Source organism: Ancylobacter polymorphus, assembly GCF_022836935.1.
GTDB classification, from domain to species: Bacteria; Pseudomonadota; Alphaproteobacteria; order Rhizobiales; family Xanthobacteraceae; genus Ancylobacter; species Ancylobacter polymorphus_A.
The window spans coordinates 2,915,988-2,937,915 of the sequence record NZ_CP083239.1 but is presented as its reverse complement, the minus strand read 5'-3'; the positions used below and the strand labels follow the sequence as shown (position 1 = coordinate 2,937,915).

Here is a 21,928-nt window from a genome sequence, read left to right as displayed (position 1 = left end):
AGCGGCCCGCGCCGCCACCCGCCGGAGAGCTTCCATGTCCGCCTACGCCTCCCTCGCCGCCCATTTCGGCCGCATCAGCGCGATGTCCAACGCCGTCGGCATCCTGCAATGGGACAGTGACACGATGATGCCCAAAGGCGCCGCCGCCAGCCGGGCGGAAAGCCTGGCGCTGCTGCGCGTGCTCCAGCACGACATGGCGGTGGACCCGCGCCTCGGCGACTGGCTGGAGGCCGCCGCCGGCGACGACACGCTGGGTGACTGGGAGCGGGCCAATCTGCGCGAGATGCGCCGCGTCTTCACCGCGCAGATCGCCCTCCCCGCCGATCTCGTGGAAGCCTCCAGCAAGGCGATTTCCGCCTGCGAAATGGCGTGGCGGCAGGCGCGCGCCGAGTCCGACTTCCCCGCTCTGCTGCCCTATCTCGCCGAGGTGCTGCGGCTGCAGCGCGAGGCCGGCGCCGCCAAGGGCGCGATTCTCGGCCTCTCGCCCTATGACGCGCTGCTGAACGATTATGAGCCGGGCGCACGCATCGCCCGCATCGACGCGCTGTTCGACGATCTCGCCGCCTTCCTGCCCGGATTCACCGAGGAAGCGCTGGCGGCGCAGGCCCGCCGCCCCGCGCCGGGTGCGCTGGAAGGCCCCTTCGCTGTGGAGGCGCAGCGCGGGCTCGGCCAGCGCATGATGGCGGCGCTCGGCTATGATTTCGACCGGGGCCGGCTCGACGTGTCCACCCACCCCTTCTGTGGCGGCGCCGACCATGATGTGCGCATCACCACCCGCTATGACGAAGCCGATTTCGCCAAGGCGCTGATGGGCGTGATCCACGAGACCGGCCACGCGCTCTATGAGCAGGGCCGCCCCGCCGGCTACATGAACCAGCCGGTCGGGCAGGCGCGCGGCATGGTGCTGCATGAGAGCCAGTCGCTGCTGATGGAGATGCAGGCCTGCCGGAGCCGCGAATTCCTCGGCTTCGCCGCGCCGCTGATGCGCGCCGCTTTCGGCGGAACGGGGCCGGAATGGGAGGCGGAGGCGCTGTGGCGCCGCTACACCCGCATCGAGCGCGGCTTCATCCGCGTCGATGCCGACGAGGTCACCTACCCCGCCCATGTCATCCTGCGCACCCGGCTGGAAAAGGCGATGATCGCCGACGATCTCCCGCTGGCGGAACTGCCGGCAGCTTGGAATGCCGGCATGAAGGAGTTGCTCGGCACCACGCCGCCGAACGATCGGCTGGGCTGCCTGCAGGACATTCACTGGCCGAGCGGTGGCTGGGGCTATTTTCCCACCTACACGCTCGGCGCCATCGCCGCCGCACAGCTGTTCGACGCCGCCTGCCGGGCCGAGCCGGACACGCTGCCGGCCATCGGCCGCGGCGACTTCGCGCCGCTGGTCGGCTGGCTGCGCACCCATGTGCACGGGCTCGGCTCGCTTGTCGACACGGACGAACTCCTCACCCGCGCCACCGGCCGGCCGCTCGATGCCGGCGTGTTCAAGGCCCATCTCGCCCGGCGCTACCTGCCGGCGTGAGGGCCGCGCCTCAGTCGGTGGAGAAGCGGTAGACGGAGACGTGGCGATAAGTCTGGCCGGGATCCAGCCGGGCCGAGGGGTAGTCCCCCCGGTTCGGCGCGTCCGGCCAGATCTGCGGCTCCAGGCAGAAGCCGTCGGACTGGCGGTAGAGGCGGCCATTCTTGCCGAGCGCCGTGCCGTCGAGAAAATTGCCGGAATAGAATTGCAGCCCCGGCTGGTCGGTCAGCAGCTCCATCACCCGGCCGGAGGCGGGGTGTTCCACCCGCGCGGCGAGGCGGGGGCGTGCGGTCGTGCCGCCTTCGAGGCAGTAATTGTGGTCATAGCCCCGCCCGCGCCGCAGCTGCTCATGCGCCTGCCGGATGCGGTCGCCGATGCGGCGTGGCGTGCAGAAGTCGAAGGGCGTGCCGTCCACGCTCTCCGGCCCGCCGAGCGGGATCGCCGCCGCGTCGACGGGCAGATAATCGTCGGCGTGGATGGTCAGCAAATGGTCGAGCACATCGCCGCCGGCCTCCACCCCGCCGAGGTTGAAATAGCCGTGATGGGTAAGGTTCACGAGGGTCGGCGCATCCGTCGTCGCTTCGAAGGCGATGGTCAGCTCCCCTGCCCCGCTCAGCGTGTAGGTCACGCTCGCCTCCAGCGTGCCGGGAAACCCCTGATCGCCCGCCGGGCTGGTAAGGGTGAGGCGCAGCGAGGGCGCCTGCCCCTCGCACAGCTCGGCGAGCCGCCACACGCGCCGGTCGAAGCCTTCCGGCCCACCATGCAGGGCGTGGTCGCCATCATTGGCGGGAACGCGGTAGTCGGCGCCATCGAGCGTGAAGCGCCCGCCGGCGATGCGGTTGGCGTAGCGCCCCACCGCCACGCCGAAAAAGCGCGGCTCGCGCACATAGGCGTCCGGCGTGTCATGGCCGAGCACGACATCCGCGCGGCGGCCCGAACGGTCGGGGACGTGCAGCGCCTGCACCGTGGCGCCGAGGTCGAGAACGGAAACCTCCATGCCCCCCTCGCCGCACAGGCGGAAGCGCTGAATCTCCGTTCCGTCGGCGAGGGTGCCGAAGGGCTCGCGCCGAATATGGGCGCTCACATGCTGGTTCATGCTCGACTCACGACACATCCGGGTTTGCCCGGCACCGCTTTCACTCGTGACATTGTCCACCCGCTCCGGCGCGAAGGCCAGCCCCCCGGCCGCGCCTCCCGCCTCCTGCATTGACCGCGCCGCCATCGCCGGGGGAAGCTCGCGCACCCGATGCCCCCGCAGGAGACGCGATCTTGGCCCAGTTCCACATGGTTGCCGATGCCCCGACCCCCGTCGCCCCGTTCAGCCACGCCGTGGAGGCCGATGGCTGGGTCTTCATCACCGGCCAGATGCCGACCTGGCCGGACGATGATTCGCGCCCGCTGCCGGAAGGCGTGGAGGCGCAGACGCGCCGGGTGATGGACAATCTCGTGCTGGTCCTCGCCGGCATCGGGCTCGACCTGTCGCATGTGCTGCAGGCGCGCGTCTATCTCACCGATTTCAAGGGCGATTATCCCGCCATGAACGCGGTCTATGCCTCCTATTTTCCCGCCGACCGCCGCCCGGCGCGCACCTGTGTCGGCGTTACCGGCCTCGCCCGCGACGCGCTGGTGGAGATCGACCTTGTCGCCCGCCGTCCGGGCTGAGCCCGCCCACAGGCGAGCGGAGCGGAGCGGGAGGTCTTTGCGTGAGGTCATGGACGCGGGCACAAAAGGCCGGCCTGTGTCGTTCTGCCGTCAGCCACGGCGGCGACACTGAACGCGACATCCGCGCCGTGACCCGGCGCAACGGAGGCGAAGACATGGACATGGCCACGAGCCCCGGCACGGTGCCCCCGATCGATCACGGCAATTATGAGCGCCTGATCGCCCGCGCCCGCACGGTGGAGGCCATGCCCACCGCCATCGCCCATCCCTGCGACGCCGCCTCCCTGCACGGCGCGCTCGACGCCGCCAAGGCCGGCTTCATCGTGCCGATCCTGGTCGGCCCCCGCGCCCGCATCGAGGCGGTGGCGCAGGCGGAAGGGCTGGACCTCGCCGGCATCGAGATCGTCGATACGCCGCACAGCGTCGCCTCCGCCGGTAGGGCGGTGGAGCTGGTGCGCGAGGGGCAGGCCGCGCTGCTGATGAAGGGCAGCCTGCACAGCGACGAGCTGCTCGCCGCCATCACCGCGCGCGACACCGGCCTGCGTACCGGGCGGCGGGTGAGCCATGTCTTCATCATGGACGTGCCGAGCTATGCCGAGCCGCTGTTCATCACCGATGCGGCGGTGAACATCTTCCCCGATCTCGATGCCAAGCGCGACATCGTGCAGAACGCCATCGACCTGCATGTCGGGCTCGGCCTCGGCCGGCCGCGCGTCGCCATCCTCTCGGCGGTGGAAACCGTCACCACCTCCATTCCCAGCACCATCGAGGCCGCCGCCCTGTGCAAGATGGCCGATCGCGGCCAGATCACCGGCGGCGATCTCGACGGGCCGCTGGCGCTCGACAACGCCATCTCGCCGGAAGCCGCGCGCATCAAGGGCATCGTCTCCCCCGTCGCCGGCCGGGCGCAGATTCTTGTCGCGCCCGACCTCGAAGCCGGCAACATGCTGGCGAAGAACCTCACCTTCATGGCCGGCGCCGATGCCGCCGGCGTGGTGCTCGGCGCGCGGGTGCCGGTGATCCTCACCAGCCGCGCCGACACGCTGAAGACCCGCCTCGCCTCCTGCGCGGTGGCGGTGCTCTATGCGCAGGCGCGGCTGCGCCAGCCGGGACTGGGAGGATGAGCGCGATGAACGAGGCCATTTTCGTCGTCAATGCCGGCTCGTCCAGCATCAAGTTCAAGCTCTACCGCGTCGCCGGGCGCGATGTCGCTTTGGTCCTCGGCGGGGCGCTGGACGGCATCGGCACCCGCCCGCGCCTCCTGGCCAAGGACGAGGCCGGCACCGTGCTGGTCGATCGCACCTTCACACCGGAGGAGATCGCCAAGGCGCCGGAAGCCCAGCACGCCATCAGCGACTGGGTGCTGCCGCATCTCGACGGCTTCGATCTGATCGGCGTCGGCCACCGCGTCGTGCATGGCGGGCCGCACTACACCCACCCCGAACGCGTGAATGACGAGGTGCTGCGCACGCTGGAGAGCTTCATCCCGCTCGCCCCGCTGCACCAGCTGACCAATCTCGACCCGATCCGCACCATCCGCGCGCGCCGGCCGGACCTGCCGCAGGTCGCCTGCTTCGACACCGCCTTCCACCGCAGCCACCCGGAAATCTGCGACCGCTTCGCCCTGCCCGACGCGCTCTACCGCGACGGCGTGCGGCGCTACGGCTTCCACGGCCTGTCCTATGAATATGTCTCCGGCGCGCTGCGCGAACTGGCGCCGGAACTGGCGCGCGGGCGCGTCGTCATCTGCCATCTCGGCTCCGGCGCCTCGGCCTGCGGGCTGAAGGACGGCGCGAGCCAGGACGCGACGATGAGCTTCACCGCGCTGGACGGCCTGCCCATGGGCACGCGCTGCGGCGCGCTCGACCCCGGCGTGGTGCTGCATCTCATCGAACAGAAGGGCATGAGCGCGGCCGAGGTCGGCCACATGCTCTATCACGACAGCGGGCTGAAGGGCCTGTCCGGCCTCTCCAGCGACATGCGCGAATTGCTGGCGAGCGAGGCGCCCGCCGCCGCGCTGGCGGTGGAGTATTTCGCCCTGCATGTCGCGCAGGCGGTGGCGCGGCTCGCGGTCACGCTGGGCGGGCTCGACGCGCTGGTGTTCACCGCCGGCATCGGCGAGCGCTCAGCCGAAATCCGTGCCCGCATCTGCGCCCGGCTGGGCCTGCTCGGCGTGGCGCTGGACGCGGCCGCCAATGAAGCCAACGCCACCTGGATCGACGCCGACGGCCCCGGCCCGCATGTGCTGGTCATCCCCACGGATGAGGAGCGCATGATCGCGCTGGCGACGCTGAACCTGCTGCGACCCTGCTAGAGCAATTCCCGCAGAAGTGTATCGCGGTTCTGCGACAGGAATTGCGTATAATCAAAGAGTTAGAGCAGGGCATAAACCCGCGCGGCGGCGTCGAAGTCGCGCCGACGCCGGGCGCGGCGGTCCAGAGCCTCGGCATCGGTGCCCCAGAGCTGCTCCTGCACCTCTTCATCCGCATGGGCGGCGCGCCACGCCATCTCCGCATCGAGATGGCGATGCGCCACCGCCAGCGCCAGCAGCGCCGAGCCGCTCAGCGTCGTCATCAGATTGAGCGCGGCGAGCCGCAGCGGATCGTCCGGCAGCGCGCCGGCGATGAGTTCCAGCGTGCGCGGCGGCTGGGCGACATGGACGACGCCCTCGCTCAGCATGAAAATGGCGCCGAAGCGCTCGCGTGCCCAGGCCAGCACCGGGTCCCACAGTTCCACGTGCAGTGCCACCAGCTGCGCCGGAGTGTCGGTGCGATAGCACAGCAGATCGCTGCCGGCGTAGCGTACGATCTCGTCGCCGACCTCGGCCATGTTGGGCGCGACGCCGTCTAGAGCGGAATTGACCAGCCGTGTCATCGGCATGGTCATGGGGTCGATGAATTCGCCCTGCGCCTGCCACTCCTCCGCCAGAGCCTGCGCCAGCGCCAGGCTCGGCACCGCGACGAGGTGGCGCCCCGGCGTGCGCACGGGGCGACCGTCCAGCTCCACGCGGAACAGGACGCCCTCCGTCGCCGCGGCACCGGCCTCGCGGTAGAACCGCTTGGGCAGCGGCTTGCGCTCGGCAAAGCCCGGCCGGGCCGGCGCTGGCGGCGCCTCGGGAATCCCTTCGCTCACGCCACCGTCTCCCAGAGTTCGTCGATTGCCCGTTGCAGCTCGTCCGCATCCGTCGCCAGACGCTCGGCGCCCGACTGGGTCAGCAGATCAGGCGCGTGATAGCCCCAGCTCACGCCGATGGCGCGGGCGCCGGCAGCACGGGCCATCACCATGTCGAAGCTGGTGTCGCCGATCAGCACCGTGTCCATCGGCTCCGCGCCGGTGGCCGCCATCGCCTGCAGCACCATGGCCGGGTGCGGCTTGGAGGGGGCGTCGTCGGCCGTCTGGATGGTGACGAAGCGCCCTTCCAGCCCGTGATGGGCCAGCACCGCCGCCACGCCGCGCTGCGACTTGCCGGTGGCGATGCCGAGCAGCAGGTCGTCGCGGGCGGCGAGCCGGTCGATCAGCGCGCGCATGCCCGGGAACATCGGCTCGCTGAAATCCGGCTCGGTGCGCAATTCGCGGAACGCCTCGCGGTAGAGTTCGGCCAGCCGCTCGGCGGGAAAGCGCGGATCGTCCTCGCCCAGCCGCTGCATCGCTTCCACCAGCGACAGCCCGACAATGCCGAGAACCGCCTCGCGCGAGGGCATGGCGAGTTCCGCGCGGGTGAAGGCGCGGCCCATGGCGGCGACGATGACGTGCTGGCTGTCCACCAGCGTGCCGTCGCAATCGAACAGAACGAGTTTCATCGGCACCACGGCGCGGCTGACGGGGCGCGGCACGTGGGGGCACGGCCGCGCGGGAGAGCCGTCGAAGTCGGGGATGCGGCCGGGGATGTCAACCCCCGGCGCCGGGGCGGCCGGGCGGCCTCCCGAAAAGCAAACCGCGCGCCGCTGGGGGAAGCGGCGCGCGGCGGGGCTGGGAGCCGATGGACGGTCAGGCCGCCCGCAGGCTGCGCACCAGCTCACCCACTTGCTGCTTCAGGTCGCTGGCCTGATGCGCCAGCGAACCGGAAAGCGAGGTCAACTGGGCGGAAGCCGCGCCGGTCATTTCGGCCGCGCGGCCGACACCGACGATGTTCTCGCTCACCATGCCGGTGCCGCTGGCGGCCTGATTGGTGTTGGCGGCAATCTCCTGCGTGGCCGAGCCCTGCTGCTCCACCGAGCTGGCGATCATGGTCGTCGCGTCGCGGATCTGGGCGATGGTGGTGACGATGTGCTCGATCGAGCCCACGGTGCGGCCGGTCGCCTGCTGGATATCGTTGACCTTGAGGCCGATCTCCTTGGTGGCGCCAGCGGTCTGCTCGGCAAGCTGCTTCACTTCCTGCGCGACCACCGCGAAGCCACGGCCCGCCTCGCCCGCCCGCGCCGCCTCGATGGTGGCGTTGAGGGCCAGAAGGTTGGTCTGGGCGGCGATGTCGGTGATGAGGTTGACGACCTCGCCGATCTTGGTAGCCGCGTCGGACAGTTCGCGGATTTCGCCGGCGGCACGGTTCACCACCTCGGCCCCGCTCACCGCACGCCCGGCAGCGCCGCTGACTTGGTTGCCGATCTCGCGGATCGAGGAGGTGAGCTCCTCCGTCGCCGCCGCGACCGTCTGCACGCTGCCCGAGGCTTCGGCCGCAGCACTGCCGACCGCCGCCGCCTGACGGGAGGTTTCCTCCGCGCTGGCGGCGAGGTTGCGCGCCGCTTCCGACACTTCGGTGGAGGAGTTCGACAGCGCGTTGACGAGAGTGCCCATCTTCGCTTCGAACTCGTCGGCGATCGCCTGGCGCTGCGCCACGACGCGCTGGGCGGCGTGCATTTCGGCCTGGCGGGCCTCCTCGCGCGCCTTCTCGGCATCGACGAGAGCGCCGCGCAGCACTTCCGCCGAACGGGCCATGCCGCCGATCTCGTCCTTGCGCTCGGTGCCGTCCACGGTGACGGCGAGCACGCCCTGGGCGAGATTGTCGAACACCTTCCGCAGCTGCTCCAGCGGCTTCACCACGCCAAAGCGCGTCGCCAGGAAGGCCAGCAGCAGGACGAGCACGAGGCCGGCGGCCATGATGCTATACACTAGGGAGACGGTGGAATCGGCGTCGGCGCGCAGGCTGGCGGACAGCGTGGCGATGTCGTTTGCCCGCGAGCTCACCTCCTTGGCGATATCGGCGATGAGAGCCGTCGAAGTCGGCATGCAGCGCGCATTCCATTCCGCGACGATCTTGATGTTCTCCTCGGCCGAGGTCGAGGCATTGGCGCGGGCGACGATGTCGCCGCACTGCTCGCCGGTGAAGCGGTCGAACTTCGCCACCAGCGTTTTCACCTGCTCGGAGACCGAGGGGTCCTTGCTGGCCGCTTCCGCCATGCGGTCATGGAAGCCGGCGACGGCCTCCTTCTGCACCTTGATGGCGGCCTCATTGTCCTCGTCGGTCAGCGACGAGAGAGACTGATAGACACCCTGGTTGAAATAGACGGTGAAGCGATTGGCCCGGGCCAGCGCCACGGCGGCCGAGGCCGGGCCCGTGAGGGCCCCCTGATATTCCGAACTGATCGCCTGCATGCGGGTGCCGGCGAAAATCACCCCGCCGGCGGCGAAGGCGGCCAGCAGCAGCAGCAGCGCCGATATCTTGCCGATGAGCGGCAAATTCTTGAAGGACATGTGAGCTCCACGGGACAGCTAACCCAGCCCCAGCCCGGGCGCGTCGCTGCGCGGTGCCGGCCGAGACCTACCGCCGCCACCATGAAAACGCCGCCTTGTGTGAAGCTGTCCTGCCGGTAGGTCACAACCCCTGCGGATGCGCCGCCTCGGCTTTGGGGAGCGATGGTGGGCGGTGACGGGCTCGAACCGCCGACCCTCTCGGTGTAAACGAGATGCTCTACCAACTGAGCTAACCGCCCAACCTGTTTAGGCTGCTGCCTTTTCCGCTTCTCCGTCTTTCAACGGTGTCCCGTAAATGGCGCGTACCAGCTTTTCCAGAGCCTCGCGGCTCGCCGCCATATAAAGCGGGTCAGCGGCAGCGTAAACCTCCGTGATTGAATATCCCGGCATGCGATGGCCAAGGAACGCAGCCACCTCCCAGGGCGAAACCGAGTGTGACCTCATCCAGCGGGCGATGGTGTGCCGGAATGACGTGGGCTGCACCGTCTTGCCATCAAGGCCGGTATCCTTTCGCCGCGTGCGCCACGCCGTCTTGACGCTACCGGGAACCGCCCCGTTCGGGCTGACCAGCGCCGCGCCCATGCTTAAGCTGAAGGAGCGCCATCCCCGGCTTCTCGATAAACCGAAAGCTCGCAAGCGACAGGGGCACGACCGTCGCAAAGGTCAGCAAGGCGCCAAGCAGGAAGCTCACCTCCGCATTCTCGTTCGCAAGCGCAAAGATGGCTCTATAGATGCCCAGTTTCGAATAACCGGCTATCACGGGCGGATGCCATAGATAGATTCCAAAACTGGCCCGGCCCCAGTGGCAGACAAGCGAGGACGACAGAAGCTTTGTTGGCGCCAGGCACATACCTATCGTGAACGTTGCCAGCACGGTTGCCCAAAGGAAATAAACAATGGTGTGGTTCAGCTTCCAGCTCGTGAAGACACCTGCCGCGAAAATCAGCCAGAATCCGAACACAACCAAGGAGACGGTGGCGGCGCATGAAATCACGAGCAAAATCAATCCGATCAGCCGTACGCGCGCGGGACACAGCCGAACTGCTATTCGCCAGACATGGAAAGCCACGATCCCAGCGGCGAAGTAATGAAACTGGACGACAATAAAGAAATTTCCGAAAGATTGGAGCGGCCCCTTTACATCAACGAATTCATTGCGCCAGAGCGTAGCAAGCACAGTGGCTCCGATGAAGATGACAAGCGCTCTTCGTAGATTCGATGCCAGCACGATCAGCACGGGGAAAAGTAGATAGAATATCATCTCCACGCCGATGGTCCACGATCCCCAAACGTAGCCCTCCACGTAAGAGGGGACGAGGTTCATCGTAAAGGTCGCACTCGCCAAGAACTGCCCCAGCGTCGGGCCCGAGTCGCCGAAAACTGGCAACATTATTATATATAACAACATCATCACATAGAAAAAAGTAGCAATTCGCAAGAACCTCCTCATATAAAAGTCTTTTATACTCCCTTCCGTTTCGAGCTTACCAAAATACCCGATACACATGCCCATAGCGCTTATAATGAAAAACAATGGCACGCCCATCGCGGCGTAATTTAAAATATATATAGAAAGAATGTTCGTCGGAAGGTCACTCATCACTGTTAGATGGAACAGCATGATTGAGCTGGCAGCGTAGAAGCGCGCGGCTTCCATACCCGCGATTTTCTGCCTAGAAGAGTCCTGAAATACGCCGACGGACCCGGTCATATGCCGCATACGCCAGTTATCGCGTTTTTGCGTCGATGGCGTTCATACCGATTTTTTACATATATATATTGCATCTCTTATCACTGTGGCTCAGCGGTGAGTACACAACAGAATTTCGGTCTTGTCGGTCAGGACAGAAATAAAAATAGCGACGGTGAAGACATTGCCCTATCGCTGATGCTTTCCTGCGCAGCGACCGGAGATGATTATATTATCAGCCCCGGAAACTTCTCGGTTCGAATAGGAACTCCTCGTCGAATCCGCTCCTGAAGAATTTTTGATACACACCGATGCAGTATCGCATCCGTTCAAAGCAAAACTGTAGGTTTTCGTCTGTCAGGGGATAACGATCGTCCCTGAAATTCAACCGCATCATCGCGTCCAGCAGGACATCGAAATCATGCGCTTCGATGCCGCCGAGCAAGGCTCTGCGCAGGATCTCCACGGACGTATAGGACAGGCTCTCATTGACGCGGAAGTCGTTGGCGCGCATCTGATCGGGAGATGCGCCGATCATCCTCAAGAAGTCGACACAAAGCGATCCACCATGCCATTGTCGTCGATCATAGGGAGCCAATATCAACTCGATATCGTTGCGAGCGATCCATGTAGTGAGAACGTCGAGCTGTCCCGGATCATAGGCCAGCGGGTGGTCGTTGACGTCACTAGTGTACTGATTTGGATAGTATTTAACGCGCTCGCCAAATGCCGACAGCACGATGTCGCAAGGGTGTCGGATATAGGCGATCACCTTTTTCTTCTGGTCTCCGAGCAAATCCAGAAATCGGCTGGCTTCGATTTGCGGTTCACAAAACATTTCGCTCGAAATGAGCAGTTCCCTGCCTTGGGACCTGCGCAAGAGGTCCTCCAGAAGCCGCTCGCCGAGCGAAGAATCCTGACCGATCCGGAAGGCGTCAGCGAGGGGACTGTGGTTTGGCCACTCCGGCATGGTGGGGGCATAGAACACGCCCTGGCTGCCAAGTGCCGAAGCATTCAGTGCCAGAAACTGCTGTATGGCGCTGGAGCCCGTCTTGTGCAGCCCAATATGAATTATGACGGCCATCGGGCTCAGTCCACCCTCGACTTTCTCACGATGTACAGATCCTGATGCTCCCACCAGCAGGCGGCCTCATAGGCTAAGTATTCGGCCTGCGGCAGCGCGGCAATGCTCGCGTCGACAAAGGCTTTCGATGTGATGGTGTTGATTTCCGTTGAGAAGTGACCCTGGATTTCCAGTGAGAAGTGACCCGGGCTGATGGTGGTCTTGGGGTTAGGTTGCGGTCAAGTTTCGCGGCTTCTCCCTGGTGGGTTTGGGTGGCTTTGCCGAGCTGCTCTTGAAGCGGAAGCTGTCATTGCCGGTCTCGAGGATATGGCAGTGATGGGTGAGCCGGTCGAGCAGGGCCGTGGTCATCTTGGCATCGCCGAAGACGGCAGCCCATTCGGAGAAGCTGAGATTGGTGGTGATGATCACGCTGGTGCGCTCATAGAGCTTGCTCAGCAGGTGGAACAGCAAGGCGCCGCCCGAGGTGCTGAACGGCAGGTAGCCGAGCTCGTCGAGGATGACGAGGTCGGCATGGAGGAGCCGACCGGCGATCTGACCCGCTTTGCCTTGGGCCTTCTCCTGTTCGAGAGCGTTGACGAGCTCGACGGTAGAGAAGAAGCGGACCCGCCTGTGATGATGCTCGACGGCGTGGACGCCGAGAGCCGTGGCGATGTGGGTCTTGCCGGTACCGGGACCACCGATCAGGACGACGTTGTGCGCGTCGTCGAGGAACTCGCAGCGATGGAGTTGGCGCACGAGCGCCTCATTGACCTCGCTGCTGGTGAAGTCGAAGCCGGCGAGGTCGCGATAGGCCGGGAAGCGGGCGGCCTTGAGCTGATAGGCGGTCGAGCGCACCTCCCGCTCGGCGGTCTCTGCCTTCAGGAGCTGTGAGAGGATCGGCATGGCGGTCTCGAAGGCGGGAGACCCCTGTTCGATGAGTTCGGCAGCGGCTTGCGCCATGCCGTGCATCTTGAGGCTTCTCAGCATAATGACGAGGGCTCCGCTGGCCGGATCATGACGCATGGCGCGCCTCCCTGGCCCTGCGGAGGGCGTCATAGCGTTCGACATTGGCTTGAGGCTCGGTGGTCAGCGTAAGGGCGCCAGGAGCTGGGATCGTCGGCGTGCTCAGCGGTGTACCGTCGATCAGGCGGTGCAGCAGATTGAGGATGTGGGTCTTGGTCGGCACGCCTGCTTGCAGCGCGAGTTCGACGGCCGTGAGCACGACCTGCTCGTCATGCTGGAGGACCAGGGACAGGATCTCCACCATCTCGCGGTCACCGCCCGGCCGCTTGAGCAGATGCTGCTGCAAGGATCGGAACGCCGGCGGCATCTCGGCGAACGGTGCGCCGTTGCGCAATGCGCCGGGCTTGCGCTGGACCACGGCCAGATAATGCCGCCAGTCATAGACGGTCCGGCTCTGGCGATCATGGGAGCGAGCGAACACCCGACCATGCTCACAGATGGCCTGTCCCTCAGCGACCACAACGATCCGGTCGGGATAGACACGCAAGCTCACCGGGCGGTTGGCGAAGGAGGCCGGCACGCTGTAGCGATTGCGCTCGAGGTGGACGAGGCAGGTCGGGGAAACGCGCTTGGCGTGTTCGACGAAGCCGTCGAACGGCCGCGGCATCGGCATCAGGTGGCGGATCTCCTCAGCCCACACATCGGCGATCGAGCCGGGTTGCGAGCCGTGCCCGGCCTGCGACCACAGCTCCCGGCACCGGGTCTCGAGCCACTCGTTCAAGGCCTCCAGCGAGGGGACGTTCGGTATGGGTTGCCAGAGCCGATGACGGGCATCCTGTACGTTCTTCTCGATCTGCCCCTTCTCCCAGCCGGAGGCCGGGTTGCAGAACTCCGCCTCGAACAGGAAGTGGCTGACCATGGCCGAGAAGCGGATGTTGACCTGGCGCTCCTTGCCCCGGCCGACCTTGTCGACGGCCGTTCGCATGTTGTCGTAAATCCCCCGCCGCGGCACGCCGCCCAGTACCCGGAAGGCGTGGTTATGGGCGTCGAACAGCATCTCGTGGGTCTGCTGCGGGTAGGCTCGCAGAGTGAAGGCGCGGCTGTAGGACAGCTTGACGTGAGCGACCTGCAGCTTGGTGCGCTCGCCGGCGATGATCGCCCAGTCCTCAGACCAGTCGAACTGGAACGCCTCTCCGGGCACAAAGGCCAGCGGCACGAAGGTGCCGCGGCCGCTGGTCTGCTGCTCGCGCAACCGGGCGGCCTTCCAGTCGCGGGCAAAGGCCGCCACCCGATTGTAGGAGCCCTCATAGCCCAACGTCACGAGATCGGCGTGCAACTGCTTGACGGTGCGCTTGTGCTTGCGCGACTTGCCGCTCTCCACCCGCAGCATCGCCGCGAGCTTGTCGGCATAGGGATCGAGCTTGCTCGGCCGGTCCGGAACGTGAAACCGGGGTTCGACGCTGTCCGCTCGCAGGTACTTACGCACGGTGTTCCGTGAGAGCCCGGTGCGGCGGGATATCTCCCGGATCGAGCTACGATCCCTATGATGCCAGCGTCGGATGACGCTCAATAACTCCATGTCGATCACTCCGCTGTCCCCCGCGTGTGCCGCGTGAGACGTGGTGAAAACATGGGTCACTTCTCGATGGAAAAATCCGCTCCTGCAGGGTCAGATCTCAGTGGAAATCAACATGTGGCCGTCTCCGGCCGACGGCATGGTGACGATCACCCCTGCGCAGCTCGGCTATCTGCTGGAAGGCATAGACTGGCGGCATCCGCAGAGGACGTGGCGACCGGGCGCATCGGGGTAATTTGGGCGTGGCACAGGAGCGGCGGATATGATTCCATCGCCCTATGTCGAGCCCGATGGATCCTTTGCCGAGCGACCTTGCCGCGGCCCACGCCATGATCCTGGCGGAGCGTAGCGCGCGGCTGGAAGCCGAGGCGACCGTCGCCCGGGAGCGCGCTGCGAACAGCAGCACGGATGCCCTCATCGCGCGGCTGAAGCTGGAGATCGAGAAGCTCCGGCGCGAGCTTTACGGCACGCGCTCGGAGCGCAAGGCACGGCTGCTCGACCAGCTGGAGATGCAGCTCGAGGACCTGGAGGCTGACGCCACCGAAGACGAACTGGCCGCGGAAGCCGCAGCACAAACGGCCAATGTGGCGTCCTTCGAGCGCAAGCGGCCGGCACGCAAGCCGTTCCCTGATCATCTCCCGCGTGAGCGCGTCATCGTCGCCGCACCCGAGAGCTGCCCGTGCTGCGGATCCGGCAGACTGGTGAAGCTCGGGGAAGATATCACCGAGACGCTGGAGGTGATCCCGCGCCAGTGGAAGGTGATCCAGACGGTGCGCGAGCGCTTCTCCTGCCGGGCCTGCGAGGCGGTGACCCAGGCGCCGGCGCCGTTCCACGTCATCCCGCGCGGCCATGTCGGGCCGAACCTGCTGGCTATGGTGCTGTTCGAGAAGTTCGGCCAGCACCAGCCTCTGAACCGGCAGAGCGAGCGCTATGCTCGCGAGGGCATCGATCTGCCGCTGTCGACGCTGGCCGATCATGTCGGCGCCTGCGCCGCAGCGCTGCACCCGTTGCACGTGCTGCTCGAGCGCCATGTCATGGCGGCAGATCGCCTGCATGGCGACGACACGCCGGTGCCGATCCTGGCGAAGGGCACGACCGACACCGGTCGAGCCTGGGTGTATGTGCGCGACGATCGGCCCTTCGGCGGCGCCGATCCGCCGGCGGTGTTGTTCCGGGCATCACGCGACCGCTCGGGCGAACACCCGCAAGAGCATCTGACGCACTTCACCGGCAGCCTGCAGGCCGACGCCTATGCCGGTTACAATCGCCTGCTCGCTCCCGACCGCCAGCCGGGGCCGATCGTCGAGGCCCTGTGCTGGGCTCATGCACGCCGCAAGTTATTCGAGCTCGCCGACATCGCGGCGAACCGCCGGCGTGGGCGTAACGCCGCACCGATCTCACCGATTGCCTTCGAGGCCGTCGCCCGCATCGACGCGCTGTTCGACATGGAGCGTGAGATCAATGGCCTGAGTGCCGATCAGCGCCGAGCCGTTCGCCAGGAGCGCAGCGCTCCTCTCGTCGCCGAGCTTGAGGTTTGGATGCGCGAGCATCGCGCCAGGCTCTCCCGCCATGCACCTGTCGCCCAGGCCATGGACTACATGCTGCGGCGCTGGGACGCCTTCGCCCGCTTCCTCGATGACGGACACGTCTGCCTCACGAACAATGCGGCAGAACGGGCGCTGCGCGGCATCGCCCTCGGCCGCAAGGCCTGGCTGTTCGCCGGTTCCGACCGCGGCGCCGAGCGCGCCGCCGTCATGTACAGCCTGATCGGGACCGCCCGGCTCAACGACATCGATCCGCAGGCCTGGCTCGCTGACGTGCTCGCTCGCATCGCAGACATGCCGCAGAACCGGCTCGCCGAGCTGCTGCCCTGGAACTGGCATGCGGCGCGAGAGCCCGGGAGTCTCGCGGCATGAGCCATGTCGATCGGATCGCTCGCCTGAAGATCGAACTGGATGACTGGCAGCCCACCATCTGGCGCCGTGTCGAGGTGCCGCTCACCTCGTCGCTCAAGGCCTTGCACGACGTCATCCAGGCCGTCATGCCGTTCGAGGACACTCACCTGTTCGAGTTCCGCGCCGGCGGGCAGCGCTTTGCCATCCCCGATCCAGAATGGGACAGCCTGCGCGACAGGACCTATTCCGCCAAGACGTTGAGGCTCGGCGCTCTCATCGACCGCAGCATCACCGAGTTCAGCTACACCTATGACTTCGGCGACGACTGGCGGCACACGATCACGATCGAGGCGACCACCGCAGCCGATCCCGCCACGGATTATCCCCGTTACCTCGATGGTGCCCACCGTGCACCACCCGAGGATGTCGGCGGGCATCCCCGGCTTCAAGCTCTTCCTCGAAGCCATCGCCGATCCAACCCACGAGGAGCATGACGAGCTCATGCGCTGGTACGGGGCGCCGTTCGATCCGGCTCTCATCGACGAGGACCTCATCCGCGCCCGCATCGCAAGGCTCGCCCGACGCCGCGCAATCGGCAAAGCCGCGTTCGCCAAGAGCCGTGGTCAAATCAACTGATCAGGCCGATAACCCCCGTGGCCCTCGCCGGGGGGGTACGTTTTACCGCTGGTATGATCGCTACCTTGAAGGCGGGCCGGAGGCGCTGGAGGATCGCCCGTCGGCGCCGAGCCGGGTGTGGAACCGTATCCCTGCGGGCATCCACGACCAGATCATCGAACTGGCGCTGGAACAAGCCGAGCTGAGCCCCCGGGAGTTGGCCGTGCGCTTCACCGACGAGAAGCGCTACTTCGTGTCGGAATCAACGATCTACCGGCTGCTCAAGGCGCACGATCTGATCACCAGCCCGGCTTTCGTCGTGATCAAGGCCGCCGATGCTTGCACACCCGGACCACCCGCCCAAACGAGATGTGGCAGACCGACTTTACCTACTTCAAGATGATCGGTTGGGGCTGGATGTACCTGTCGACCGTGCTCGACGACTTCTCGCGCTACATCATTGCCTGGAAGCTGTGCACCAACATGCGCGCCGAGGACGTCAACGACACGTTGGACCTCGCCCTGGCGGCGTCCGGCTGCGACAGCGCCACGGTGTTGCACAAGCCTCAGCTGCTCAGCGACAACGGCCCCAGCTACATCGCCAGCGAACTGGCCGGATACATCGAGGCCAATAAGATGAGCCATGTGCGCGGCGCCCCGTGCCATCCTCAGACCCAAGGCAAGATCGAGGTAGCACCAGAACCTGAAAAACCGCATCCTCCTTTCATCGGGCTCGGCCTTCCGTCAGGTCGAACCAAGCTTAGCTCCCTGTCCGGCTTTCGGGGACCACCTCAAACCGCCCGCACGGCTTTCGCCGGCCGCGTTTAAGCATCGCCGCCGCGAGGCGGCAAGAGCCTCTAGGGTCTGTACCTGATCAGCCCTTTGAATTTGTGATCGAACATGATTCCCTCCGCATGCTTGGAGGAGTGTCATGGCAAACGAGTTCTGGCTGAGTGATGCTCAATGGCATGCGATCGCGGCTCATCTCCCACACAACCAGCCCGGCGCGCGCCGGGTCGATGATCGGCGGGTGATCAGCGGGATTGTCCATGTGTTGCGGTCAGGGTGCCGCTGGCGTGATTGTCCCGCTGTCTACGGACCCTACACAACGATCTATAACCGCTGGAACCGGTGGTCTCGCCGCCGGTTCTGGCAGGGCCTGTTCGAAGCCCTGCGTCAGGCATCGCCCGACGACGACTTTCACGCGATCGATTCCACCACCGCCAAGGCCCACCGCTCGGCCGCTGGTGGAAAAGGGGGGCGGAAGAGCAGGCTATCGGCCGCTCCCGTGGTGGCCGCACCACCAAGATCCACGCGCTCTGCGACCCGCTCGGGCGACCGCTCGCCATCGAGGTGACGCCAGGCCAACTCGGCGACCTGCGGGCTGCTCTCGTCCTGCTCGCGCAGGTCCCCAGGGCTCGGTCCTGTGCAGCCGATTGTGCCTACGACGCGCGTGGCCTGCGCCAATGGCTGATCGACCGTGGCACCACGCCCGTCATCCCGAACAACCCCACGCGCAAACAGCCGAGCCCGTTCGATCGAGAAGCCTATAAGCGCCGAAACCTCATCGAGCGCATGTTCTGCCGCCTCAAGGACTTCCGACGCATCGCAACACGCTACGACAAGCTCGCGAGAAACTACGCCTCCGCCGTCGCTCTCGCCGCAACTATCATCTGGTGGTGTTGATCGAGTCCGAAGCCTAGAGTGTTTTCGAGCGAAGTGGATACCGGTTCGCGTGAAGAAAACGCGACAAAACGAAGAATTAGATCATTTCACTGTTTCCGTGAAACGGTGAAATGATCTAGCGAGAAAGCGGCGCCGGTGGCAAAGAGGCTGTGGGTGAGAAGCGCGGCGCGGGGGCGCCAGCAGACGCGCCATCGGCCCGTGGGCCGTGCCATCCCGACGGTTGAGCCGGGGTGCGAGGGGCGCCGCTCATGCGGATGGACATCTGTAAAAATCAGGCGCAGCGCTTCTGTCGCTGCCGCCATGCGCCGCCATCGGAGGCGGGCGCAGCGCGGGTCCGCCGGCATGGCCGGCGAACCTGCGCCCTCAGTGCCGCACCGCACCCCGCACCCTCAGGCGCGGGGGGCGCGACGCCGCGAGGATCAACCGTTGACGGTTTCCTTCAGGCCCTTGCCGGGCGTGAACTTCGGGGCCTTGGAGGCCTCGATCTTGACCGGGTTGCCGGTGCGGGGGTTGCGGCCTTCGCGCGCGGCGCGGGTCACGACGGAGAAGCTGCCGAAGCCGATCAGCTTGACTTCTTCGCCGGCCTTCAGCGAGGCGGCAATAGCATCGAAGGTCGCGTCGACCGCGGCCGCCGCAGCAGCCTTCGTCAGCTTGGCCTGCTCGGCCACAGCGGCGACGAGTTCGTTCTTCGTGGTCATTTGACCGGTCCTTCCCTTGATTGCACAAGAATCGTCGGTCGCATGCACCGACGACGGGCGGGCACACTTTCCCCAAATTGCGGCGATTGCAAGCGCTCCCACCGCGAAACCCGCACAAATACACGGCTTCAGGGCAATTGCGCGTAATGGGATACCGTAATTTGTGACGGCTCCGCCACGCCCGCATTTTGGGCGAATGTGTGGGTTTCACCTCACCGAATCGGCGTCGGGGCGGCCAAGGCCCGGTGAAACGAAAACGGCGGCGCCCAAGGGCACCGCCGTTTCCTCTTTACGTTGCAGCGTCCCTATTCGCCCGCTCAGTGCGGGGCGATGACGCCGATCTCGTCGCGGGCGATGACCGGCTCGACCTCGGTGGCCGGGGCCAGCGCCTTCTCTTCCCAGACGATCGCCTCCGGCTGGCGGACGAGCGCGTGCTGCAGCACCTCGTCCATCCGCGACACCGGCACGACCTCAAGCGCGTTCTTCACATTGTCGGGGATTTCCGCCAGATCCTTGGCGTTCTCCTCGGGGATCAGAACCTTCTTGATGCCGGCGCGCAGGGCCGCCAGCAGCTTTTCCTTCAGCCCGCCGATCGGCAGCACCCGGCCGCGCAGCGTCACTTCGCCGGTCATGGCGACATCGCGACGGATCGGGATGCCGGTCAGCACCGAGGTCAGCACCGTGGCCATGGCGACGCCGGCGGACGGGCCGTCCTTCGGGGTCGCCCCCTCCGGCACATGCACGTGGATGTCGCGGCGGTCGAACAGCGGCGGCTCGATGCCGAAATCGAGCGCGCGCGAGCGGACATAGGAGGCCGCCGCCGAGATCGATTCCTTCATCACGTCGCGCAGATTGCCCGTCACCGTCATCTTGCCCTTGCCGGGCATCATGACGCCTTCGATCGAGAGGATTTCGCCCCCGACCTCGGTCCAGGCAAGGCCGGTCACAACGCCGACCTGGTCCTCGCTCTCGGCCTCGCCATAGCGGTACTTCGGCGCGCCGAGATAGTCCTCCAGCTGCTTGACCGTGATCTTGACCGTCTTCTTCTTGGTCAGCATCAGGTCCTTCACCGCCTTGCGGGCGAGATTGGAAATCTCGCGCTCAAGGTTACGCACGCCCGCTTCGCGGGTGTAGCGGCGCACGAGGGTGAGCAGCGCCTCGTCGTCGATCGACCATTCCTTGGGCTGCAGACCATGCTTGGTCAGCGCCTGCGGGATGAGGTGACGGCGGGCGATCTCGACCTTCTCGTCCTCGGTGTAGCCGGCGATGCGGATCACCTCCATCCGGTCCAGCAGGGCCGGCGGGATGTTCAGCGTGTTGGCGGTGGTCACGAACATCACGTTCGAGAGGTCGTAATCCACTTCCAGATAGTGATCGGCGAAGGTGTGGTTCTGCTCGGGGTCGAGCACCTCAAGCAGGGCCGAGGACGGGTCGCCGCGGAAATCCGCGCCCATCTTGTCGATTTCGTCCAGCAGGAACAGCGGGTTGGCCTTCTTGGCCTTGCGCATGGACTGGATGATCTTGCCGGGCATGGAGCCGATATAGGTCCGGCGGTGGCCACGGATCTCCGCCTCGTCGCGCACGCCGCCGAGGGCGACGCGCACATATTCGCGGCCCGTCGCCTTGGCGATGGACTTGGCGAGCGAGGTCTTGCCGACGCCGGGCGGGCCGACCAGGCACAGGATCGGCCCGGTGAGCTTGTTCTGCCGGCTCTGCACGGCGAGATACTCGACGATGCGGTCCTTGACCTTGTCGAGGCCGAAATGATCGGTGTCGAGCACGTTCTGGGCGAAGGGCAGGTCCTTCTTGACCTTGCTGCGGTTGCCCCACGGGATCGACAGCAGCCAGTCGAGATAGTTGCGCACCACGGTGGCTTCCGCCGACATGGGCGACATCTGCCGCAGCTTCTTCAGCTCATGCGTCGCCTTCTCGCGCGCTTCCTTGGAGAGCTTGACGGTCTTGATGCGCTCTTCCAGCTCGGCCAGCTCGTCGCGGCCGTCCTCGCCGTCTCCCAGCTCCTTCTGGATCGCCTTCATCTGCTCGTTGAGATAGTACTCGCGCTGGGTCTTCTCCATCTGGCGCTTGACGCGCGTGCGGATGCGCTTCTCGACCTGAAGGACCGAGATTTCGCTCTCCATCAGCGAAAGCACCTTCTCCAGCCGGCTGGTGACCTTGAGAATCTCCAGCACGGCCTGCTTCTCGGGGATCTTCACCGCGAGATGCGAGGCGACGGTGTCGGCCAGCTTCGAGTGGTCCTCGATCTGGGTGACGACGCCGACGACTTCGGGCGAAACCTTCTTGTTCAGCTTCACATAGCTGTCGAATTCGGCCAGCACGGAGCGGCCGAGCGCCTCGGCCTCGACCTTGGAGCCGAGTTCCTCTTCCAGCGCCTGCGCCTCGGCCTCATAGAGGTCGGTGCGGTCGGTGTAGTGGTTCACCTTGGCGCGCGAAATGCCCTCGACCAGCACCTTCACCGTGCCGTCCGGCAGCTTCAAGAGCTGCAGCACCGAGGCCAGCGTGCCGATCTTGTAGATGGAGGAGGTCGCCGGATCGTCGTCCGAGGCGTTCTCCTGCGTCGCCAGCAGGATGAAGGTGTCGTTGCGCATCACCTCTTCGAGGGCGCGGATCGACTTTTCGCGGCCGACGAACAGCGGCACGATCATGTGCGGGAAGACGACGATGTCGCGCAGCGGCAGGACCGGGAAGGTCTGCGCCACTCCCGGGGTGAGCGCGGTGCGAGGCTTGGGGCTCGTCATGGCTCTTTCCTTTCTTTGGGCGGCAGGCGGCCCGACCCGAGGACAAGCGTCCTCAGGGAGAACCGCGCCGCGATGCGGCCGGAACGCGAACGTTGATCTCTGTGCGGGGGCTGC

The 21,928-nt window shown here is 65.9% G+C and carries 18 protein-coding genes, 1 tRNA gene and 1 pseudogene; 9 read left to right on the top strand and 11 right to left on the bottom strand.

Features of this window, described 5'->3' with window-relative positions:
• Positions 1-34 precede the first annotated feature (34 nt).
• Positions 35-1,525 (top strand): carboxypeptidase M32, encoded by a 1,491-nt coding sequence (locus tag K9D25_RS13825; RefSeq protein WP_244376055.1) that lies wholly within the window; start codon positions 35-37, stop codon positions 1,523-1,525.
• Positions 1,526-1,535: 10 nt separating this feature from the next.
• Here K9D25_RS13825 and K9D25_RS13820 read toward each other — a convergent pair whose 3' ends face one another.
• Positions 1,536-2,618 (bottom strand): aldose epimerase family protein, encoded by a 1,083-nt coding sequence (locus K9D25_RS13820; RefSeq protein ID WP_244376053.1) that lies wholly within the window; start codon positions 2,616-2,618, stop codon positions 1,536-1,538.
• 188 nt (positions 2,619-2,806) lie between these two features.
• Between K9D25_RS13820 and K9D25_RS13815 the strand changes: the two genes are divergently transcribed.
• From K9D25_RS13815 to K9D25_RS13805, 3 genes are all read left to right on the top strand, one after another.
• Positions 2,807-3,184, top strand: a complete 378-nt coding sequence (locus K9D25_RS13815; protein WP_244450874.1) for a RidA family protein — start codon at positions 2,807-2,809, stop codon at positions 3,182-3,184.
• A 155-nt stretch (positions 3,185-3,339) separates the two neighbouring features.
• Positions 3,340-4,308, top strand: a complete 969-nt coding sequence (locus K9D25_RS13810) for a phosphate acetyltransferase (protein WP_244376051.1) — start codon at positions 3,340-3,342, stop codon at positions 4,306-4,308.
• Between the two features lie 5 nt (positions 4,309-4,313).
• Positions 4,314-5,498, top strand: coding sequence for an acetate/propionate family kinase (locus K9D25_RS13805; RefSeq protein ID WP_244376049.1), 1,185 nt, complete (start codon positions 4,314-4,316; stop codon positions 5,496-5,498).
• A 59-nt stretch (positions 5,499-5,557) separates the two neighbouring features.
• Here the strand turns inward: K9D25_RS13805 and K9D25_RS13800 are convergent, their stop codons facing one another.
• The 8 genes from K9D25_RS13800 to istA form a co-directional block, all read right to left on the bottom strand.
• A complete protein-coding gene (locus K9D25_RS13800; RefSeq protein WP_244376047.1) occupies positions 5,558-6,316 on the bottom strand; it encodes an ATP12 family chaperone protein in 759 nt (252 codons plus the stop codon).
• Positions 6,313-6,984: an HAD-IA family hydrolase gene (locus tag K9D25_RS13795; protein ID WP_244450873.1), complete on the bottom strand. Its 672-nt coding sequence runs from the start codon at positions 6,982-6,984 to the stop codon at positions 6,313-6,315. The genes K9D25_RS13800 and K9D25_RS13795 overlap by 4 nt, the downstream gene beginning before the upstream one ends.
• A 187-nt stretch (positions 6,985-7,171) precedes the next feature.
• On the bottom strand, positions 7,172-8,872 hold the full coding sequence (locus K9D25_RS13790; protein ID WP_244376046.1) for a methyl-accepting chemotaxis protein: 1,701 nt from the start codon (positions 8,870-8,872) through the stop codon (positions 7,172-7,174).
• Positions 8,873-9,035: 163 nt separating this feature from the next.
• Positions 9,036-9,111 (bottom strand) — tRNA-Val (locus tag K9D25_RS13785).
• Positions 9,112-9,410: 299 nt separating this feature from the next.
• Positions 9,411-10,529, bottom strand: coding sequence for an acyltransferase family protein (locus K9D25_RS13780; RefSeq protein ID WP_244376044.1), 1,119 nt, complete (start codon positions 10,527-10,529; stop codon positions 9,411-9,413).
• Positions 10,530-10,797: 268 nt separating this feature from the next.
• On the bottom strand, positions 10,798-11,646 hold the full coding sequence (locus tag K9D25_RS13775; RefSeq protein WP_244376042.1) for a hypothetical protein: 849 nt from the start codon (positions 11,644-11,646) through the stop codon (positions 10,798-10,800).
• A gap of 207 nt (positions 11,647-11,853) precedes the next feature.
• The gene (gene istB, locus K9D25_RS13770; protein WP_244376040.1) at positions 11,854-12,648 is read right to left on the bottom strand and encodes an IS21-like element helper ATPase IstB; all 795 of its coding nucleotides are present in this window, start codon (positions 12,646-12,648) and stop codon (positions 11,854-11,856) included.
• The gene (gene istA, locus K9D25_RS13765) at positions 12,638-14,167 is read right to left on the bottom strand and encodes an IS21 family transposase (protein ID WP_244450770.1); all 1,530 of its coding nucleotides are present in this window, start codon (positions 14,165-14,167) and stop codon (positions 12,638-12,640) included. The genes istB and istA overlap by 11 nt, the downstream gene beginning before the upstream one ends.
• A gap of 287 nt (positions 14,168-14,454) precedes the next feature.
• Between istA and tnpC the strand changes: the two genes are divergently transcribed.
• The 5 genes and pseudogenes from tnpC to K9D25_RS13740 all read left to right on the top strand — a co-directional run bounded on the left by tnpC (position 14,455) and on the right by K9D25_RS13740 (position 18,360).
• The gene (tnpC, locus tag K9D25_RS13760) at positions 14,455-16,080 is read left to right on the top strand and encodes an IS66 family transposase (protein ID WP_432207932.1); all 1,626 of its coding nucleotides are present in this window, start codon (positions 14,455-14,457) and stop codon (positions 16,078-16,080) included.
• Positions 16,077-16,553 (top strand): plasmid pRiA4b ORF-3 family protein, encoded by a 477-nt coding sequence (locus K9D25_RS13755; RefSeq protein WP_244376038.1) that lies wholly within the window; start codon positions 16,077-16,079, stop codon positions 16,551-16,553. Before tnpC ends, K9D25_RS13755 begins: the two co-directional genes overlap by 4 nt.
• Entirely contained in the window at positions 16,456-16,695 is a 240-nt protein-coding gene (locus tag K9D25_RS13750) for an IS1096 element passenger TnpR family protein (RefSeq protein ID WP_347881449.1), read from the top strand. Before K9D25_RS13755 ends, K9D25_RS13750 begins: the two co-directional genes overlap by 98 nt.
• A gap of 37 nt (positions 16,696-16,732) precedes the next feature.
• A pseudogene (locus tag K9D25_RS13745) lies at positions 16,733-17,548 on the top strand (DDE-type integrase/transposase/recombinase); the annotation flags it as partial.
• 57 nt (positions 17,549-17,605) lie between these two features.
• A protein-coding gene (locus K9D25_RS13740) for an IS5 family transposase (protein WP_244376034.1) occupies positions 17,606-18,360 on the top strand; the annotation gives its coding sequence in 2 pieces (ribosomal slippage) (positions 17,606-17,942 and positions 17,942-18,360; 756 coding nt in all).
• A 419-nt stretch (positions 18,361-18,779) separates the two neighbouring features.
• Here the strand turns inward: K9D25_RS13740 and K9D25_RS13735 are convergent.
• Positions 18,780-19,058 (bottom strand): HU family DNA-binding protein, encoded by a 279-nt coding sequence (locus tag K9D25_RS13735; protein ID WP_018386927.1) that lies wholly within the window; start codon positions 19,056-19,058, stop codon positions 18,780-18,782.
• 317 nt (positions 19,059-19,375) lie between these two features.
• The gene (gene lon / locus K9D25_RS13730) at positions 19,376-21,814 is read right to left on the bottom strand and encodes an endopeptidase La (protein WP_244376032.1); all 2,439 of its coding nucleotides are present in this window, start codon (positions 21,812-21,814) and stop codon (positions 19,376-19,378) included.
• Positions 21,815-21,928: the final 114 nt, after the last annotated feature.

Excerpts from the sequence above, each read along its gene's own strand:
- K9D25_RS13825 (WP_244376055.1), top strand. The coding sequence starts at position 35 with ATGTCCGCCTACGCCTCCCTCGCCGCCCATTTCGGCCGCATCAGCGCG.
- K9D25_RS13820 (WP_244376053.1), bottom strand. The coding sequence starts at position 2,618 with ATGAACCAGCATGTGAGCGCCCATATTCGGCGCGAGCCCTTCGGCACC.
- K9D25_RS13815 (WP_244450874.1), top strand. The coding sequence starts at position 2,807 with ATGGTTGCCGATGCCCCGACCCCCGTCGCCCCGTTCAGCCACGCCGTG.
- K9D25_RS13810 (WP_244376051.1), top strand. The coding sequence starts at position 3,340 with ATGGACATGGCCACGAGCCCCGGCACGGTGCCCCCGATCGATCACGGC.
- K9D25_RS13805 (WP_244376049.1), top strand. The coding sequence starts at position 4,314 with ATGAACGAGGCCATTTTCGTCGTCAATGCCGGCTCGTCCAGCATCAAG.
- K9D25_RS13795 (WP_244450873.1), bottom strand. The coding sequence starts at position 6,984 with ATGAAACTCGTTCTGTTCGATTGCGACGGCACGCTGGTGGACAGCCAG.
- K9D25_RS13790 (WP_244376046.1), bottom strand. The coding sequence starts at position 8,872 with ATGTCCTTCAAGAATTTGCCGCTCATCGGCAAGATATCGGCGCTGCTG.
- K9D25_RS13780 (WP_244376044.1), bottom strand. The coding sequence starts at position 10,529 with ATGGAAGCCGCGCGCTTCTACGCTGCCAGCTCAATCATGCTGTTCCAT.
- K9D25_RS13775 (WP_244376042.1), bottom strand. The coding sequence starts at position 11,646 with ATGGCCGTCATAATTCATATTGGGCTGCACAAGACGGGCTCCAGCGCC.
- istB (WP_244376040.1), bottom strand. The coding sequence starts at position 12,648 with ATGCGTCATGATCCGGCCAGCGGAGCCCTCGTCATTATGCTGAGAAGC.
- istA (WP_244450770.1), bottom strand. The coding sequence starts at position 14,167 with ATGGAGTTATTGAGCGTCATCCGACGCTGGCATCATAGGGATCGTAGC.
- tnpC (WP_432207932.1), top strand. The coding sequence starts at position 14,455 with ATGGATCCTTTGCCGAGCGACCTTGCCGCGGCCCACGCCATGATCCTG.
- K9D25_RS13755 (WP_244376038.1), top strand. The coding sequence starts at position 16,077 with ATGAGCCATGTCGATCGGATCGCTCGCCTGAAGATCGAACTGGATGAC.
- K9D25_RS13750 (WP_347881449.1), top strand. The coding sequence starts at position 16,456 with ATGGTGCCCACCGTGCACCACCCGAGGATGTCGGCGGGCATCCCCGGC.
- K9D25_RS13735 (WP_018386927.1), bottom strand. The coding sequence starts at position 19,058 with ATGACCACGAAGAACGAACTCGTCGCCGCTGTGGCCGAGCAGGCCAAG.
- lon (WP_244376032.1), bottom strand. The coding sequence starts at position 21,814 with ATGACGAGCCCCAAGCCTCGCACCGCGCTCACCCCGGGAGTGGCGCAG.